This is a genomic window from Rhizobium sp. TRM95796 (assembly GCF_025779995.1).
In the GTDB taxonomy this organism is placed as follows: domain Bacteria; phylum Pseudomonadota; class Alphaproteobacteria; order Rhizobiales; family Rhizobiaceae; genus Rhizobium_E.
Genome location: NZ_JAOXHE010000001.1, coordinates 18,846 through 36,128, shown reverse-complemented (window position 1 = coordinate 36,128; position 17,283 = coordinate 18,846). Strand labels below are relative to the sequence as shown.

Sequence of the window (17,283 nt, the reverse complement as noted above, 5' to 3'; positions counted from 1 at the left end):
ATCGCCTCAAGTTCGGAGCGACGCAAACACAACAACAAGCGTCCTCCCTGGAAACAGAAGCCGCGCCGACACCGCCCGATCGCGGAAACCGGCGGACGAAGACACGAAAGGACGACGACGATGATGTATCTGACCCTGACGATGATGGCCGGCGTGGTCGCCGTGATGTTTCTGGCGACAGCCATCTCTTCCGTCGTCAACGCCGTGCGCGAAGAGCATGCCACCCGCGCCGCCCTTTCTCGTCGCGCGACGATCTGATCCCGATACTTCGACCTCCTGTTCCGGAAGCCGGTCTCCCCTGCGCCGCGCTTCGACCATCTGGAAAGCCGGACGGCCCCTGCCCGTCCGGCTTTCGGCGTTCATGGTCTTGCCTCATGATGACAGCGCGATGCAGCCGCCGGGACGTTCGGGCAGAATCAACAGCGCGCCTCGCCGGTAGAGCTGTCGCGCCGCCCGCGCGTCGACGCCTTCCAGCCGCGCCTGTCCGCCACTCCAGTCCAGCATCTCAACGCCTTCGGGCAGTTCGTTCGGTTGAAGTCCGCCCGTCAGCACCCGCACCGTCTGCGGCGAGGCGACCGCAACCAGCGTCAGCGGCTGGATCGCCAGAGCGGCGAGGCCGATCGCCGCGACGCCTGCGGCATAACCGACGGCGGACGCGAGACGGGCCTCAGTAATCGAAGACATGCTCCACTCCTCTCGCGGCCGTTGCCGGGTAGGCGGAATAGAGCCGGCCGAGTTCGCTGGTCTTGAGGCTGGCCAGAACCCTGTCGCCTTCGAAACCGTCGCGGCCGACACGGGCGATTTCCGTTCCCGGCCCGGCATAGGTTTCACCGGGCGGCAGCAGCACGCTGGCCATGACGTCGTCATTGCCGGCGATCTCGATGAAGCGCCCGCTTTTGGCTGTCACGGCGGCGATGATCTTGGTGAAGGCGTCGTATCGGTCCGTCTCGATGATCACGCCGGCCGTCGTGTCGGCGATGATGCGGACGCCCTCGACCGAGGCCAATTCGTTGGTCGGCATGTCGCCAACCAGTGACCGGATGGTGAGCTTGGCTTCGCCGGTCGCAGCGACGCCCGCGGCGATGGCTTGGGCATAGACGATCTTGGCGCTCCATTCGCCGCCCAGCGCCAGCCGGCGCTCCCAGCCGCGCAGCACGTCCGTCATGGGGGCCGCGTCGAGCATGTCGCGCCACTGGCCGAAATCGAACTTGTACCAAGGCGTCTGGCGAAGGAACGCCGCATAAGTGACGGCCATGTCGCGGGCGACGAGATCCTGCGGCGTCTTCTCCGCGCCTCTGACGGCGGCGAACAACCGTCCCACCGTCTCCTCATAGGCGGCCTTCATCAGCATTTCCAGCGTGAAGCTGACGCCGATCGTGTGGACCATCAACCTTGTCGCTCCGTCCGCGCCGCCATGGGCGTCGGCGTAACGCATCATCTGGCAGGTCGAGGACCAGAATCCGGCGATGGAACCGAGATAGCCGAAAGCGTATTCGTCCGTCGTCTTGAGCGTTTCCGCAATGCCGTCATAGGCGTAGACGATGTGCCATTCGGGATAGGTGAGATAGGTGTTGGCCTCGGCCCGCCAGAAGGCGGGATCGCTCATTTTCGGATCGGTCCGCGCCGCGCCGATCTTGCCCCTGCAGAAGGTTTCGATATAACCGACCGGCGCGAGCAAAAGGATGACCGAGATGGCCAGCGCGGCGAAAAGGTAAGCCAGTCCTTTCAGCGCTTTGCGGATCATCGCGCGTCTCGCGAAAACATGACGCTGGCCGCGATCGCGCCGCCGCCAAGCGTCAGGTGAGGCAGATTTGCGAGGATCTTGAAGGTCAGCGGAAGATCCTGGACGCCGTAATGGACGATGCCGAGATCGAGATAACCGGAACCGGTGGCGAGGCCGAGCGCGCCATCGGCGAAGTAGAGAATGCCGAAGCTGCGCAGGAAGAACTTCGAAGCGCGGGTGCCGGCAAACGCCGATCCGCCGGCCCAAAGCGCCGAAGCGAGATGCAGCGCGTCGTCATAGATGTCGAGCGCAAAGATGCCGAACACCTTTCCATCCGGGGTCGGCACGAATGGCATATAGTTCAAGAGAGCCACCGCCAGAAGAATGAGGAAATAGAGCGTCGATGTCAGTCTCAAGCGGTTCATGGCGTCCTCACAGCTTGCTGAAATAGCGGTCCCACATCAGATTGCGAAAGATCAGCCGGGGATCGAGGCTGCGCTTGAAGGCGACGAAGTCGGCGGCCCGCGGATAGCTTCGCGTCAGCTGATCGAGCGACGCATGCGGCCGGTACGGCAGGTAATAGGAGCCGCCGATCTCCAGCACGCGCTCGATCAGCTGATGCGTCATGCGCCGCATGTCTTCCTCGCCGCGTCGGCTCATTTCCTGCGAGAACAGCATGACGGAGGCGATGCGCGGCTCCGGCGCGTAGGCGAGCACGCTCTCCGTATCGGCCGCGACGTAACGCACCGTGACATTCAGAAGCTGCTGGTAGGAGGCCGGAATGACCGCCCGGCAGGCCTCGACGAAATCGGCGAAGCGATCCGGCGGAACGAAATATTCGTGCAGAATGTCGGTCCGGCTGGGATCGCCGTCGTCGAGCGTGATGACCGGCTCGTTTATGAGATTGTTGCGCGTCGTCACGCCCGTGAAGGACGGTCCGAGCGTTTCCTCGGTCCACCATCTGAACTGCTTCGACCTTTCCGATTCCGTCTGCATGCGGAAGATCTTCGCCGAGATCACGCTGACGATGCCGGATCCTTCTGCGGTCGGCAGATCGCTTTGATCTTCGGTCGGCCGGAAGGTGATCAGCAGACCGTCGTTGAAAAAATTGTCGATCGATACGTCGAGGCGTCCATAGGCCATCTCGACCGAACGGTCGGCGGCCAACGTTTCCGCGAAACGCTGGCCGAGTTGGCGGCCCGCGACGGGTTCGAAGCGCGGCTCGAGCCGCATATTGGGGACCATGTCGAGCTCGAGTTCGAGAATGACGCCGAACAGGCCGTAGCCGCCCATCGCGTGGCGGAAGACATCGGCGTTCTCCGAGCGCGAGCAGGTGCGGATGACGCCGTCGGGAAACATCATCTTGAGCGACCGCACCGAGGCGCCGCAGCCGGGATGGGCAACCGGCCAGCCATGGGCATTGACCGAGAAGGTGCTGGCCACGCCGAAATCATTGTTGGATTGCATGATCTTCGGGGAAAAGCCGATTTTGTCGAGTTCCCGGATCACCGTTTGCCAGCGGGTCCCTGCCCCGACGCGATAGGTGCGGGCGCTGACATTCGGCTCGATCCAGGTCTGGACCAGAGACAGGGCGATCCCTTTGTCCGGGATGCTCTGCCCGCCCATGGAATGCCGCGCCGTGCTGGCGATCATCGGATAGGTCTTGTCGCCCGCGCCTCGCACCAAGTCACGCAACTGGTGGACGAAGGCGCCGTCGATGCGGGCGTTGAATTGCAACAGCTTGGTGATCTCGGTCGGCTCCAGCTGGCTGGCGTCGTTGAGAAGATTGCCTTTGGCGGAGAGGAAACTGTCGAAAGCCGGGAAAGTAGGCCCCCGCGGAGCCGAACCGCTCGCCGCGCGCCACAGCCCCATGCCGGCGAGCCCGGCGCCCGCACCCAGCAAAAACCCTCTCTTCGTCGTTTTCGCCATCTTTCGCCCACTCCATCCGATTCGTTCCGCGGATGATGATCACGGAACGGTTGACGATGGGCAAATATTCATGAAAGGGCGGCCAATATTCGCGTCCGAAACGCTTGGGCCGTGCAAGAATGTCACCCCCTTCGCCAGTAGCTCCATGGTAGATACCAGCGCATGGCGGGCGTCAATTCTTGCGGAACCGGATCGACGCCCCAAGTGCCGCCCGGGCCGCATCGCGCGACGCGGAAAAGGGTGAGGAACCCGCCGGCCCAGAGCCCGTGCCGGGCGACGGCCTCGTAGCCGAATTCCGAACAGGTCGGCATGTGGCGGCAGGAATTGCCGATCAGGCTCGACAGCGTCAATTGATAGAACCGGATGACGCCCATGCCGAAAAGCCTGCCCGGCGTCTTGCGAAACGGTCCATGCCAGTTGCGGCCACGGCGCGGACGCTCCTCGTCGGCGTCATCGAGATTGTCACAGTGCCGGCACATGCTGAGCCCCTTTCCGCCGCCATGTGGGGACGATACTGGCGCGGAGCAAGTCAGATCAGGCCGAGATTGCGGCTCATCGCCGCCTGAAAATGCGCGTCCAGCGCCTGTTCGGCCTTGTCCGCATCGCGCGCCCGGCAGGCTTCGATGATCTCGACATGCTCCTTCAGCGTCCGAAGCGCCACCGGCGCGGTCAGTTTGCGGTCGAGCCGCAGCAGCCGGAGATAATTGTGCATGCGGCGGTAGCTGCTATCGATCAGCGGATTGCGGAACACGCCGATGACGGCGTTGTGCAGCATCTGCTCGAGAGCTTCCATTTCAATGAGTTCGGCGGCGCCGAGGCCTTCGGTCCCGATCGCCATCATCAGCCGCAGATGACGCTCCAGCATGGCGGTCACCAGCGCCTCGTCGCCCTGCTCGGCGAAAACCCGGATCGCCGCCTTTTCGATGATCGAACGGAATTGGTAGGTCGAGCGCGTCAGCTCCAGACCGGGACGGACGAACTGGATGCCCGAGCGGGGATGGATGGTGAGGATGCCCTCCGCCTCCAGCACCCTCAACGCATCGCGCAGCGGCGCGACGGGCACGTCGACCAGATCGGACAATTCGCCTTGGGAAACGAAGGCGCCGGCCTGCACCTTTCGATCGAACAGCGCTTCGAGAATGCGCTCATAAGCGATGTCGCTCATGCGCTGGGCGCTGCCGTTTTCTTCCACCGGGTCTAGGTTTTTTGTTTTTCGGGCCACTTGCACGCCATCCTGTTTTGCCATATCAGATACGGCAACTGATAGATCAGTTCAACGATTTAATCGATCAGAGATTAGTTCATGACGCTTGTGGCCTTTCGCATCACCCGTTTTCAATTCGCCCGCGACCGCGTGATCGGCGACAGTCAGGTGCGGGCGGACGATGCTAATGTAGCAGCCCTCGAACTGATCTCCAAAAGCGGCGCGGTCGGTCTCGGCTTTATCCAGACCCTTTTTACGCCGCTTCCGGGAGAAGACGAGATTTCCCGCGTCTTCGCGGGCGAAATCTGGCCGGTCATCGAAGGCCAGCCGGCGATCGCGCTGGCGCATCGGCAGAGCCGCCCGCGCGGCGGGAATCAGCGCGCCTTCTCTCTTCCGTTTCATGAAGCGCTGCAGGTGGCGCTCTGGGATCTCGCCGCCAAGGAAGCGGGCCTGCCGCTGCACAGGTTGCTCGGCGGCCGCCGCGACCGGGTGAAAGCTTACGCGAGTGGCCTCGACTATCACCTCTCCGACGACCAGTTTCAGTCGCTCTTCGCTTACGCCGCCTCGATCGGCTACCGCGCCTTCAAGATCAAGGTCGGTCATCCCGATTTCGAACGCGACCTGCATCGCCTGAAGATGCTGAAGGCCGTCGTTCCGGCAGGGTCGGACATCATGATCGACGCCAACGAGGCCTGGAGCGCCAAGGAATCGCTGATGAAGATCGAGCTGATTCAGAAGGAAGGCCACGATCTGCTCTGGGTCGAAGATCCTATCCTGCGCAGCGATTTCGACGGCCTCAGGCTGTTGCGCCGCTCGGCTTCGCGCACCCAGATCAACACCGGCGAATATCTCGACCTCACCGGCAAGCGGCTACTTCTGGAAGCCGAGGCCGCCGACATGATCAATGTCCACGGCCAGGTCGGCGACGTGATGAAGATCGGTTGGCTGGCGGCCGAAAAGGCTGTGCCCGTCAGTCTCGGCAACACCTTTCTCGAGGTCGGCGTGCACATGGCCTGCGCCCTGCCCGAGGTCGAATGGCTCGAATATTCGTTCCAGAATTTCGATCATCTGGTCGACGAACCGGTGCGGATCGAGAATGGCTGGGCTTACGCGCCGGAGAGACCGGGCCATGGTCTCGTGCTTTCGGAGACGGCGCGGCGCGACTGGGCGCGGCCGTCGCTTTTGGCGCGGCAGGATCTCGGGCCAGCGCCGACCAACCCCAGACTGCCGATTTGAATGCAATGACGTCATGCCGGCGCGGGAGGCGCGGCATCATCCTTGGGAGGAACTCGACATGCTGAAGACAATCAAGGCGCTTATGATGGGCGCGTCGCTGGCGGTGATCGCCGGCCAGGCGCTCTCCGCCGAACTGACGGTGTGGGACTGGAAGTCCGGCGACCCCGCCACCGCGAGCTATTACCAGAAGGCCAAGGAGCTTTTCGAGGCCAAGCATCCGGATGTGACGGTCAACTACGTCATGCAGCCCAACGATCAGTATTACACGCTGCTCGGCACGGCGCTGTCGTCGAATTCAGGCCCGGACCTCTTCCTGATGAATGGCGGCGCGCAGGCCAAAGCCCGCTTCCCCGCTCTCGTCAAGCTCGACGACAAGGTGGCCGACATCAAGGCCGATCTGGTCGGTTGGGAAGAGTTCTCCGACGCGAGCGGCGTCTACGCCATCCCGCTCTCCATCCAGGGTTTCGTGGTCTATTACAACAAAAAGCTCTATCAGGACGCGGGTCTCGACCCCGCCAAGCCGCCGAAGACCTGGGCCGAACTTTCCAAAATGTGCGAAGCCATCAAGACCAAGGGCGAAGTTCCCTGCTTCGCCATGGGCAACAAGGAAGGCTTCGGCATCGAATTCTGGTTCTCGGCGCTCGCCGCCACGCAGTGGACGGCTCAGGAGCAGGCCGATTTCGCGGCAGGCAAGCTCAAATGGTCGAGCGAGCCGGTGAAATCCATCCTGCAGGCCTGGGTCGACGCCAACAAGGCCGGCTGGTTCCCGCAGGGCGCCAATTCCACCTCCAAGTTCATGGACGAATATGAAGGCTTCATGCGCGGCGAAGCGGCCAACACCATCGGCCTGATCTCCGACGTCGCCCATTGGAAGCAGTTCGACGAGTTCCTGGGCCCCGAAAACGACGGCGTCTACATCATGCCCTCGCCCAAGGTCGCCTCGGACAAGACCGAGGGGCAGCCGAAATTCCCGCTGTCCGGCGGCATCGGCTATGGCGTCAACAAGGCTTCGCCCAATGCCGATCTCGCTCTGGAGTTCGCCAAGGTCCTCGCGTCCGCTGAGCCGGCGCAGATCTTCTTCAACGACGCCGGCGCGATTTCGTCGAACTCCAAGATCGACACCAAGGGCGTAAAAAGCCCGGCCGGTCTCGAAATCCTCGGCTGGATGGCCTCGTCGGGCGCTCCGACCGCCCACACCAATTCCTCCGCCAAGGAGCTCGAGGAAATCCATCGCGTCAGCCAGCTTCTCTTGAATGGCGAGACGACGGTGGATGAAGCAGCGGCCCGGATGGACGCCGTGCAGGCCGACGCGCACAAATAAGCAGGACATTCGCGCCGGGGGCGACCCCGGCGCCCGCATTGCAAGGGATGACACGCGTGGGCAGCGCCACAGAACGACGCATCGCTTATCTGTTCATCGCGCCGGCGATCCTGCTGGTCGCGTTGTTCAGGATTTTTCCGCTCATCTGGGGCTTTGTCCTGTCGTTCTTCGACACGGACGGCATGTCGACCTTCACCTTTGTCGGCGTCGACAATTATGTCGCCATCGCCTCCGACAGCGCCTTTCGCGACAGCGTCGAAAACACCCTTATCCTGATCGCCACGCTCCCTGTCTGGGTGGCGCTGCCGATGGTGCTCGCCATCCTCATCCATCAGGGCGTGCCGGGCGGCCGGTTCTTCCGCGCCGTCTATTTCCTGCCCGCCGTGCTGTCCTCCGTCATCGTCGGCTCGATCTTCAACATGGTGCTGCGCTACGACGGCAGCCTTAACGCCATGCTGAAAGCGGTCGGCCTCATCCCGGTCGATTGGCTCGGCTCGGGCTGGACGGCGCTGTTCTGCCTGTTCGCCGTGCAGCTCTGGTCGACCTTCGGCATGAGCCTGCTGATCTTCATGGCCGGCCTCTCCACCGTGCCCAAGGAACTCGTCGAAGCCGCCCGGCTCGACGGCGCAAAGCCCTTGCAGGTCTGGATCCACGTCATCATTCCGGCGCTGAAGCCGATCATCGAATTCGTCGGCGTCGTCACCACCATCGGCGCGCTGACCTCGATGTTCGGCCTCATCTATGTGCTGACCGCCGGGGGGCCGGGCACCTCGACCGCGCTGCCGGAATTCCTGATCTGGCTGGAACAGGGCAAGATGAACCGTCCGGGCTATGCGGCGGCGATCTCCATGCTGCTGTTCTCGCTGATGGCGGGCCTCGCCTATATCCAGATCAAGATCATGTCCAAGAACGCCAATCTCTGAGGATCGCCATGGCCATTTCCGGAAAACGCGAAAAGACGCTGCTCCGGCTCGCGTCGATCCCGATGTGGGCCCTGGCGCTGACCTGCCTCTACCCGATCTATTTCGCCGTCAACAATGCGCTGAAAACCGACAAGGGCTATATCCTTAACCGCTTCTCGCTGGTCGACGACCCGACCGTGGTCAACTTCATCAATGCCTGGAACCGGTCGAAGCTGTCCGAATACTTCCTCAATTCCGTCGTCACCACATTCGGCGCGGTGGCGCTGCTGCTGCTCGTCTCATCGCTCGCCGGCTTCGCCTTCGCCATGCTGCGCTTTCCCTATCGGAAACTGCTGTTCATGGTGGTGCTGGCCTCGCTGATGATCCCGGTGCAGGTGGTGCTGGTGCCGTTCTACCGCACCATCGTCGCGCTCGATCTGGTCAACACGCGCATCGGCCTGATCATCTCCTACACGGCTTTCTTCCTGCCGTTCTGCGTCTATCTGATGACCGCCTTCTATTCCGGCCTGCCGCGGGAACTGGTCGAGGCGGCGCGGATGGATGGCGCGAAACTCCTGCAGATCTGGTGGCATGTCATGCTGCCGCTCGGCCGTCCGGCGCTGATCACGCTCGGCATTCTCAATACGCTCTATTGCTGGAACGACGTGCTGATCTCGCTGCTCGTGCTGCAAAAGGAGCGGACGCTGATGGTCGGCATCGCCGCGTTGAAGGGCGAATACACCACCAATGTGCCGCTGCTGATGGCCGGCATCGTCATCGCCGCCGCTCCCATCGTTCTCATCTACCTCGTTTTCCAGCGGCGCATCGTCAATGGCATCGCCACCGGCGCCGTGAAGGGTTGAACCATGCATCAGATCGAACTCGCCAACGTCACCAAGTCCTATGGCGCGGCCCATGTCATCCACGGCGTGTCCATGCAGATCGAGCGGGGCGAATTCACCGTCTTCGTCGGCCCGTCCGGCTGCGGCAAATCCACTCTGCTGCGCATGATAGCCGGGCTCGAGGAGATCACCGGCGGCGACCTGTTCATCGGCGGCGTCAGGATGAACGATACCGAGCCGTCCGAGCGCGGCGTCGCCATGGTCTTCCAGTCCTATGCGCTCTATCCGCATATGACGGTGGCGGAAAATATGAGCTTCGGCCTGCGCATGGCCAAGGCGCCGAAGGCGGAGATCGAGGAAAAGGTGGCGCGCGCCGCCAGCATCCTGCAACTGACGCCGTTGCTCGACCGCAAGCCCGCGGCGCTTTCCGGCGGCCAGCGCCAGCGCGTCGCCATCGGCCGGGCGATCGTGCGCAATCCCGATGTCTTCCTGTTCGACGAGCCTCTCTCCAATCTCGATGCGGAACTGCGCGTGCAGACCCGGGTGGAGATCGCCAAGCTGCATCAGACGCTCAAGAACACCATCATCTATGTGACGCACGACCAGACCGAAGCGATGACGCTGGCCGACAAGATCGTCGTGCTGCGCGCCGGCCGCGTCGAGCAGATCGGTTCGCCGGTGGCGCTTTACGAAGATCCCGACAACGCCTTCGTCGCCGGCTTCATCGGCTCGCCGCGGATGAATTTTCTGCAGGCGACGGTGTCGGCCGACGGCCAACGCCTCGAATTCGCCGCCATCTCCATGCCCTGCCCCGCTCTGTCGACGCCGCTTGCTCCGTCGTCGAAACTGCTGATCGGCCTCAGGCCGGAACATCTCGACGAGGGCGACGGCATTGCGTTTCCGGCGCGGGCGGATGTGGTCGAGCATCTCGGCGCCACCGCCTATGTCCACGCCGCGCTGCCGGACGGCGCGATCGTCGTGGCGGAAAAGCGCAAGACGGCGGCCCGCGTCGGCGACGCGATCGACATGCGCTTCGAACCCGCCAACGCCCGCTATTTCACCCTCGACGGCGCCCGGATCCGCTGACATGGCCAAGATGGGCATGGCCATCCGGCTGAAGCCGGAGATGGTGCAGACCTACAAGCAGCTTCACGCCCAACCCTGGCCGGAGATGGACGCCGCGCTGAAAGCGGCCCATATTCGCGACTACTCCATCTTTCTCAAGGAACCGGAGAACATTCTGTTCGGCGTCTGGGTTTACGTCGGAGACGACTTCGAAGGCGACATGAAACGGCTGGGCGATCTGGATGTCACCAGGCGATGGCTCGCCCTTACCGACGCCTGCCAAACGCCGTTCGACACGGCGGCGCCGGGCGAATGGTGGTCGTTTCTGCCCTGCGTCTATCATCTCGATTGAAAGGATACGCCATGAAGACCCGCCGCGTCGGAAAGACCTCGCTCCAGATCTCGGAAATCGGTTTCGGTTGCGCGCCGCTCGCGGGCCTTTACAGGCCCTGCTCGGATGAGCAGGCGCGCGAGGTGCTGCAGACCGCCTGGGACGCCGGCATCCGCTATTTCGATACCGCGCCGCATTACGGCGCGGGCCTGTCGGAAGAGCGCCTGGGCAAATTCCTCTCCGACAAGACGCGATCGGACGTCGTGATTTCCACCAAGGTCGGTCGCCTGTTCACCCCGGTCCCGCGAGAGGAAGCGCCGGATTACGGCTTCGTCGACGCCAATCCAGCCGTCATGCGCTACGACTACAGCCGCGACGGCATCCTTCGCAGCCTGGAGGAAAGCGGCAAGCGCATGGGCGTCGATCGCTTCGACGTCGTCTTCGTCCACGACATCGGCCCCTATACCCATCAGGAGCCGGAGAACTCCAGATATCTCGACGACTTCCGCCGCAGCGGCGGCGCGGCGCTGGAAGAGTTGAAGGCGCAGGGCGTGATCGACGCCTGGGGCGTCGGCGTCAACGAGACGGCGATTTGTATCGATCTGATGGGTGATTTCGACATCGACGTCATCCTGCTCGCAGGACGCTACACGCTGCTCGACCGATCTGCGGAGCGCGATCTCTTGCCGCTTTGCCGTAAACGCGGCACGTCGCTCGTCATCGGCGGCGTGTTCAATTCCGGCATTCTGGCCACAGGCCCCTCGCCCGACGCGACCTTCGACTATGCGCCGGCCTCCGACGACATCAAAACCCGGGTCGGCGGCATGAAAGCGCTGGCCGAGCGGCAGGGATTTGATCTGGCCACATTGGCGCTTCGATTCCCGCTGGCGGAATCATGCGTGGCGAGCGTGCTCATCGGCACCGCCAAATCGGCGAGTCTGATGCGGAATCTGCAAAGCCTGGATCGCGTGGTCGGTCCGGAAGCCTATGCAGACTATGACACTTTCAGCCTGCGACCCTTCTGAGGGGGATATGCTGATAAAAAATGTCATATTTAGTGACATCCAAGCCGTCGTAGATGTTGACTGAAATATTCATGTTTACTAGAACCACCGCCGGAGCCGCCGAGGGGTTGCTCCCGCGGCCTTTGCAGAGCGCGATCACGCGCTGAGATCCGCGCTTCACCCACACAAAAAGAGATTGAGCGGCCCGGCCATGCCGGCGCGCCGCCCCGATTCCCGCGCGCCGTCCGCGGACGGGGCGCTTTGTGGACGTGCAAGGAGAGAGAAATGGCAGACATGATCACCATCGATGCGAGCGCAATGTCCTCGATCGACTACAAGCAATTTATCTATGACTACTTCGCGACCACGGCGGTGGGCTCCACGGCCGGCGCATCCACCTATTACGGCGGCACGTATCAATCGCCTTACGGCTATTTCAACGGTTCTCAGGTGGGCTTCCGCTATGCGGGGACCGACAACGACGCCCAGGTGGTGATCGAAGGCGCCGATATCGCTTACGACGGACTGCTCGGCCCAAGCTATGGCCACGGCATTTCCGGCTCCGTCTCGTCGATCTCTCTCGGCTCCTATGATGAAGGCACCACCTATACGCAGGACGACACGGCGGGAGTCCGCGGCGAACTCACCGGCGTTTTGCAGGGACTGGTGATCTCCGGGCTCGACTATTCCGCCGCAATCGGCGCCGGCACCGGTGAAGACAATCTCGTCTATCAGATCTACAACGCCTTGCGGAAGGCGAACTCGGTGCTCGACTTCGACGGCGACGGCGACAGCGGCTACGAATACATCGACTATCTCTACGACCTTCTCGACAACCAGGCCCAGCACTTCGTCGGCTCGGCCGGCGCCGACACCTATACCGGCACCGACTTCGCCGACCAGATCGACGGCAACAACGGCAACGATATCCTCAACGGCGGGGCCGGAGCGGACGTAATCGCCGGCGGTCTTGGCGCCGACACGATGGATGGCGGCAAGGGCGCCGACACGCTCGACGGTGGCGCGGGTGACGACACGCTCGCCGGCGGCACCGAGAACGACACTGTGAACGGAGGCAACGGCAAGGACATTCTGTCCGGAGACGCGGGACGTGACGTTCTGGCTGGCGGCAATGGCGCCGATATTCTTACCGGCGGCGCGGGCATCGACACGCTCTCCGGCAATGCCGGAGCCGACACCTTCGTCTTCGCGCTCGGCGACAGCTCCGCCAACCGTGCCAAAGCCGACACGATTACCGACTTCAACGGCAAGCAGGGCGACATCATCGACCTCAGCGGCATTGACGCCAATGACGCCAAGAACGGCGACCAGGCGTTCTCCTTCATCGGCGACGACGCCTTCTCCAAGCATGCAGGCGAGCTCCGCGCCTATATCACCAACGGCGAGCGCTACGTCGCGGGCGACAACAACGGCGACGGCAAGGCGGATTTCACGATCCACATCGACAGCAACGTCAACTTCCGGGCGGAATTGTTCGACCTTTAAGCGGATTTCCATCTGCACGGTTTGGACGGGGACGGCGATGCGCCGTCCCTGTTTTCGTTTCAAGCGGATACGGTCAACAGAATTCGGTTTTTCCGATAGCGACATTCTTGATAATAAATTTGCGAATACCGTAAAACTTTGGCTCAATGGAGACCGGGAACACAATCACAAACGGGAGAACGACCATGAAGACCTTCTTGAAGTCCACGACCGCTCTCATGCTCGGCCTGTCCGTCTCCGGACAGGCGATGGCCGCCGAAATGCTCAAGGAAATCGGACCTGGCGAAGGCGAGGTTTCGATCGTCGCCTGGGCCGGCTATGTCGAGCGCGGCGAAACCGACAAGAACTACGACTGGGTGACCGCTTTCGAAAAGGAGACCGGCTGCAAGGTTTCCGTCAAGACCGCCGCCACCTCCGACGAAATGGTCACCCTGATGAACCAGGGCGGCTTCGACCTCGTCACCGCCTCGGGCGACGCCTCGCTCCGCCTCGTCGCCGGCGGCAAGGTGCAGCCGATCAATGTCGATCTGATCAAGAGCTGGTCGACCGTCGACGATCGGCTCAAGGATGCGCCCTGGCACACGGTGGACGGCGCCCATTACGGCACGCCCTATCAGTGGGGCCCGAATGTGCTGATGTACAACACCAAGGTGTTCGGCGACAAGGCGCCGAAGAGCTGGTCGGTGGTGTTCGAGGAACAGAACCTGCCCGACGGCAAGACCAACAAGGGTCGCGTCCAGGCCTTCGACGGCCCGATCTACATTGCCGACGCCGCGCTCTACCTCAAGGCGCACAAGCCGGAACTCGGCATCAAAGACCCTTACGAGCTCAATGAAGAGCAATATGCCGCCGCGATCGCGCTCCTCAAGGGCCAGCGCTCGCTGATCGGCCGCTACTGGCACGACGCCATGGTGCAGATCGACGACTTCAAGAACGAAGGCGTCGTGGCGTCGGGTTCCTGGCCGTTCCAGGTCAACCTGCTGGCAGCGGACAAGCAGCCAGTCGCCTCCGTCTTCCCCGAGGAAGGCGCGACCGGCTGGGCCGACACCACCATGCTGCATGCCGAAGCCGCTCATCCCAACTGCGCCTATATGTGGATGGAGCATTCGCTGTCGCCCAAGGTGCAGGGCGATCTCGCCGCCTGGTTCGGCTCGGTGCCTTCAGTTCCGGCCGCCTGCAAGGGCAATGCGCTGCTGACCGACGAAGGTTGCGCCACCAACGGCTTCGACAACTTTGAGAAGATCAGCTTCTGGAAGACGCCGACCGCAAAATGCGCCTCGCAGGACGCCTGCGTCCCCTATAGCCGCTGGACCTCGGACTATATCGAAGTGATGGGCGGCCAGTAAGCCGCCCTCTCCCGCCGCCTTGGCGGCGGAACGCCCTATTCCTCCGCCCCTATCGGGGCGGAGCAAGCGCAGGGCATGGCCGGCAAGGCCGCATTCCTTTCTATGACGGAGACTTCACTATGGTAGCGGCTGTATCCTTCCGCGCCGTGTCGCGCCATTTCGGCAGCGTCAAGGCGGTCGACGGGGTCGATCTCGACATCGCCGAGGGCGAATTCTTCGCCATGCTCGGCCCCTCCGGCTCGGGCAAGACCACATGTCTCCGACTGGTGGCCGGCTTCGAACAGCCGACCGGCGGCGAGATTTCCATCTTCGGCGAAAGCGCCAACGGCGTGCCGCCCTGGAAGCGCCAGGTCAACACCGTGTTCCAGGACTATGCGCTCTTCCCGCATATGACGATCCTTGACAATGTCGCCTATGGCTTGATGGTCAAGGGCGTCGACAAGGCGACGCGGCTGCGCGAAGCCGAAAAGGCGCTGGAGCTCGTCAAGCTCGGCGGCTATGGCGCCCGCAAGACCGGCCAGCTCTCCGGCGGCCAGCGCCAGCGCGTGGCGCTCGCCCGTGCGCTCGTCAACAAGCCGAAGGTGCTGCTGCTCGACGAGCCGCTCGGCGCGCTGGATCTCAAGCTGCGTGAAGCCATGCAGGAAGAGTTGAAGGCGCTGCAGAAGAGCCTCGGCATCACCTTCATTTTCGTCACCCATGACCAGGGCGAAGCGCTGTCCATGGCCGATCGCGTCGCCGTGTTCAACAATGGCGGCATCGTCCAGGCCGGCTCGCCAGAGGACATCTACCAGCGGCCGAAGGTGAAATTCGTCGCCGATTTCGTCGGCTCGTCCAATCTCCTGCCGCCGGCGACGACCGAAAAGCTGATCGGCCAGCGCCGCTGGTCGAGCCTGAGGCCCGAAATGATCGGCCTCGGCGACGGCGGCGCCGACCATGGCGTCCTCTCCGGCCGCCTCGCAAACCGCGCCTTTCTCGGCTCGGTGACCCGCATCGCGGTGGACACAGGCGATGTCAGGCTGCACGCCAATCTCGCCCCCGGCGCCGTCGTGCCTGGCGAAGGCGAAACGGTGACGCTGAATTTCCCGAAATCCGCCCTTCACCTTCTGGATGACGCGGCATGACCGGCGCGGCTGTCTCTCCATCCCAGGACGGCATGATCGGGAGGGCGGCGGCGACGCTGTGGCGGCGGCCAAAGCTACTGCTCGGGTTGATGCTCGCCCCGCCGCTGCTCTGGCTCGGCGTCATCTATATCGGCTCGCTGCTCACGCTGCTGCTGCAGAGCTTCTTCTCGCTCGACGATTTCACAGGCCAGGTGAAATACGAGCTGACGCTCTCGACCTATAAGGAACTGACCCGCGCCTCCAACATCGACATCATCTTCCGCACGGTGACGATGGCGGCGCTGGTGACCATCGCCTCGGCCATCATCGCCTTCCCGATCGCCTATTTCGCCGCCCGCTACGCCAAGGGCAAATGGAAGGCGCTGTTCTATCTCGGGGTGATGCTGCCCCTCTGGTCGTCTTATCTGGTCAAAATCTACGCCTGGAAGATGATCCTCGCCAAGGAAGGCATCATCAGTTGGGCGTTCGAGAAGATCGGTCTGAGCTTTCTGCTCGACGCCTATCTCGCTCTGCGCATCGTCGGCGGCACGTCGCTGTCGATCAGCTTTACCGGCACGTTTCTAGTCTTTGTGTATATCTGGCTGCCCTATATGATCCTGCCGATCCAGGCGGCGCTCGAGCGCGTGCCGGGCAATCTGATCGAAGCCTCCTATGATCTCGGCGCCGCGCCGGGCAAGACCTTCCGCCATGTGCTGTTGCCGCTGGCCCTGCCCGGCATCGTCGCAGGCTCCATCTTCACCTTTTCGCTGACGCTCGGCGACTACATCATTCCCGGCATCATCGGCTCGTCCAGGCTGTTCATCGGCCAGGCGGTCTACACCCAGCAGGGCACGGCCGGAAACATTCCGCTCGCCGCCGCCTTTTCCGTCGTGCCGATCGTAATCATGGGAATCTATCTCTGGGTCGCCAAGAAGAAGGGAGCCTTCGATGCGCTCTGATCGTCTCAACGCGGCCCCCACCGGCCTCAAGATCGCCGCCGGCGCCGGCCTGCTCTTCCTGCAGCTTCCGATCCTGCTGATCTTCGTCTACGCGTTCACGACCGAAGAGAAGAGCTTCAAATGGCCGCCGCCGGGCTTCACCCTGCAATGGCTCGGCAAGGCCTGGGACCGGCCCGACGTCTGGGCGGCGCTGACGCTGTCGGTGCAGGTGGCGGCGATCGCCACGGCCATCGCGCTGGTGCTCGGCACGCTCTGCGCCGCAGCCGTGTCGCGGGCGAATTTCTTCGGCAAGGAGGCGATCTCGCTGCTCGTCATCCTGCCGATCGCCCTGCCCGGCATCGTCACCGGCATCGCGCTTCGCTCCGCCTTCGGCATCATGGAGATCCCCTTCTCCTTCTGGACCATCGTGCTGGGCCACGCCACCTTCTGCGTCGTCGTGGTCTACAACAATGCGGTGGCCCGTTTCCGCCGCCTGTCGGGCTCGCTGATCGAGGCCTCCTACGACCTCGGCGCCAATTCCTTCCAGACCTTTCGCTATGTCATCCTGCCGAATATCGGCACGGCGCTGATGGCGGGCGGCATGCTTGCTTTCGCTTTGTCCTTCGACGAGGTGATCGTCACCACCTTCACCGCCGGCCAACAGGAGACGCTGCCAATCTGGATGCTCGAAGAACTCATTCGTCCGCGCGAGCGGCCGGTCACCAATGTCGTCGCCATGTTCGTGGTGCTGGTGACATTCCTGCCCATCCTGGGCGCCTATTACCTGACCCGCGACGGCGCCGAAACCGCCGGCGCCGGCAAATAACCCGGCAATC

General features: G+C 62.9%; 19 protein-coding genes. 13 read left to right on the top strand and 6 right to left on the bottom strand.

Annotation, left to right across the window (positions count from 1 at the left end; translation table 11 throughout):
- The first annotated feature begins 120 nt into the window (after positions 1–120).
- Positions 121–258, top strand: coding sequence for a hypothetical protein (locus tag OCK01_RS00190; RefSeq protein ID WP_182826321.1), 138 nt, complete (start codon positions 121–123; stop codon positions 256–258).
- Positions 259–372: 114 nt separating this feature from the next.
- On the opposite strand, the gene OCK01_RS00185 is transcribed toward OCK01_RS00190, so the two are convergent.
- The 6 genes from OCK01_RS00185 to OCK01_RS00160 all read right to left on the bottom strand — a co-directional run bounded on the left by OCK01_RS00185 (position 373) and on the right by OCK01_RS00160 (position 4,874).
- A complete protein-coding gene (locus OCK01_RS00185) occupies positions 373–684 on the bottom strand; it encodes a hypothetical protein (protein ID WP_263822182.1) in 312 nt (103 codons plus the stop codon).
- Positions 668–1,744: a hypothetical protein gene (locus OCK01_RS00180; RefSeq protein ID WP_263822181.1), complete on the bottom strand. Its 1,077-nt coding sequence runs from the start codon at positions 1,742–1,744 to the stop codon at positions 668–670. Before OCK01_RS00180 ends, OCK01_RS00185 begins: the two co-directional genes overlap by 17 nt.
- Positions 1,741–2,148, bottom strand: a complete 408-nt coding sequence (locus OCK01_RS00175) for a hypothetical protein (RefSeq protein WP_263822180.1) — start codon at positions 2,146–2,148, stop codon at positions 1,741–1,743. The genes OCK01_RS00180 and OCK01_RS00175 overlap by 4 nt, the downstream gene beginning before the upstream one ends.
- 7 nt (positions 2,149–2,155) lie before the next feature.
- Positions 2,156–3,652 (bottom strand): FAD-binding oxidoreductase, encoded by a 1,497-nt coding sequence (locus tag OCK01_RS00170; RefSeq protein WP_263822179.1) that lies wholly within the window; start codon positions 3,650–3,652, stop codon positions 2,156–2,158.
- Between the two features lie 122 nt (positions 3,653–3,774).
- On the bottom strand, positions 3,775–4,131 hold the full coding sequence (gene yidD, locus OCK01_RS00165; RefSeq protein WP_263822178.1) for a membrane protein insertion efficiency factor YidD: 357 nt from the start codon (positions 4,129–4,131) through the stop codon (positions 3,775–3,777).
- Positions 4,132–4,181: 50 nt separating this feature from the next.
- Complete coding sequence (locus OCK01_RS00160; protein WP_263822177.1) at positions 4,182–4,874, bottom strand: GntR family transcriptional regulator; 693 nt, start codon at positions 4,872–4,874, stop codon at positions 4,182–4,184.
- Positions 4,875–4,955: 81 nt separating this feature from the next.
- Here OCK01_RS00160 and OCK01_RS00155 point away from each other — a divergent pair, with 81 nt between their 5' ends.
- The 12 genes from OCK01_RS00155 to OCK01_RS00100 all read left to right on the top strand — a co-directional run bounded on the left by OCK01_RS00155 (position 4,956) and on the right by OCK01_RS00100 (position 17,273).
- On the top strand, positions 4,956–6,092 hold the full coding sequence (locus OCK01_RS00155; protein WP_263822176.1) for a mandelate racemase/muconate lactonizing enzyme family protein: 1,137 nt from the start codon (positions 4,956–4,958) through the stop codon (positions 6,090–6,092).
- Between the two features lie 58 nt (positions 6,093–6,150).
- Positions 6,151–7,413, top strand: coding sequence for an ABC transporter substrate-binding protein (locus tag OCK01_RS00150; protein ID WP_263822175.1), 1,263 nt, complete (start codon positions 6,151–6,153; stop codon positions 7,411–7,413).
- Between the two features lie 56 nt (positions 7,414–7,469).
- Positions 7,470–8,336, top strand: coding sequence for a carbohydrate ABC transporter permease (locus OCK01_RS00145; RefSeq protein WP_412178954.1), 867 nt, complete (start codon positions 7,470–7,472; stop codon positions 8,334–8,336).
- A gap of 8 nt (positions 8,337–8,344) precedes the next feature.
- On the top strand, positions 8,345–9,178 hold the full coding sequence (locus OCK01_RS00140; RefSeq protein WP_263822173.1) for a carbohydrate ABC transporter permease: 834 nt from the start codon (positions 8,345–8,347) through the stop codon (positions 9,176–9,178).
- A gap of 3 nt (positions 9,179–9,181) precedes the next feature.
- The gene (locus OCK01_RS00135) at positions 9,182–10,243 is read left to right on the top strand and encodes an ABC transporter ATP-binding protein (RefSeq protein WP_263822172.1); all 1,062 of its coding nucleotides are present in this window, start codon (positions 9,182–9,184) and stop codon (positions 10,241–10,243) included.
- A gap of 1 nt (position 10,244) precedes the next feature.
- Entirely contained in the window at positions 10,245–10,574 is a 330-nt protein-coding gene (locus OCK01_RS00130) for an L-rhamnose mutarotase (protein ID WP_182826329.1), read from the top strand.
- An 11-nt stretch (positions 10,575–10,585) separates the two neighbouring features.
- Positions 10,586–11,578, top strand: coding sequence for an aldo/keto reductase (locus OCK01_RS00125; RefSeq protein ID WP_263822171.1), 993 nt, complete (start codon positions 10,586–10,588; stop codon positions 11,576–11,578).
- Positions 11,579–11,842: 264 nt separating this feature from the next.
- Positions 11,843–13,063, top strand: a complete 1,221-nt coding sequence (locus tag OCK01_RS00120; RefSeq protein ID WP_263822170.1) for a calcium-binding protein — start codon at positions 11,843–11,845, stop codon at positions 13,061–13,063.
- A 185-nt stretch (positions 13,064–13,248) separates the two neighbouring features.
- Complete coding sequence (locus tag OCK01_RS00115; protein WP_263822169.1) at positions 13,249–14,409, top strand: ABC transporter substrate-binding protein; 1,161 nt, start codon at positions 13,249–13,251, stop codon at positions 14,407–14,409.
- A 119-nt stretch (positions 14,410–14,528) separates the two neighbouring features.
- A complete protein-coding gene (locus OCK01_RS00110; RefSeq protein ID WP_263822168.1) occupies positions 14,529–15,530 on the top strand; it encodes an ABC transporter ATP-binding protein in 1,002 nt (333 codons plus the stop codon).
- 32 nt (positions 15,531–15,562) lie between these two features.
- Positions 15,563–16,468, top strand: a complete 906-nt coding sequence (locus OCK01_RS00105) for an ABC transporter permease (RefSeq protein WP_263823134.1) — start codon at positions 15,563–15,565, stop codon at positions 16,466–16,468.
- Positions 16,458–17,273, top strand: coding sequence for an ABC transporter permease (locus OCK01_RS00100; protein WP_137153585.1), 816 nt, complete (start codon positions 16,458–16,460; stop codon positions 17,271–17,273). Before OCK01_RS00105 ends, OCK01_RS00100 begins: the two co-directional genes overlap by 11 nt.
- Positions 17,274–17,283 lie beyond the last annotated feature (10 nt).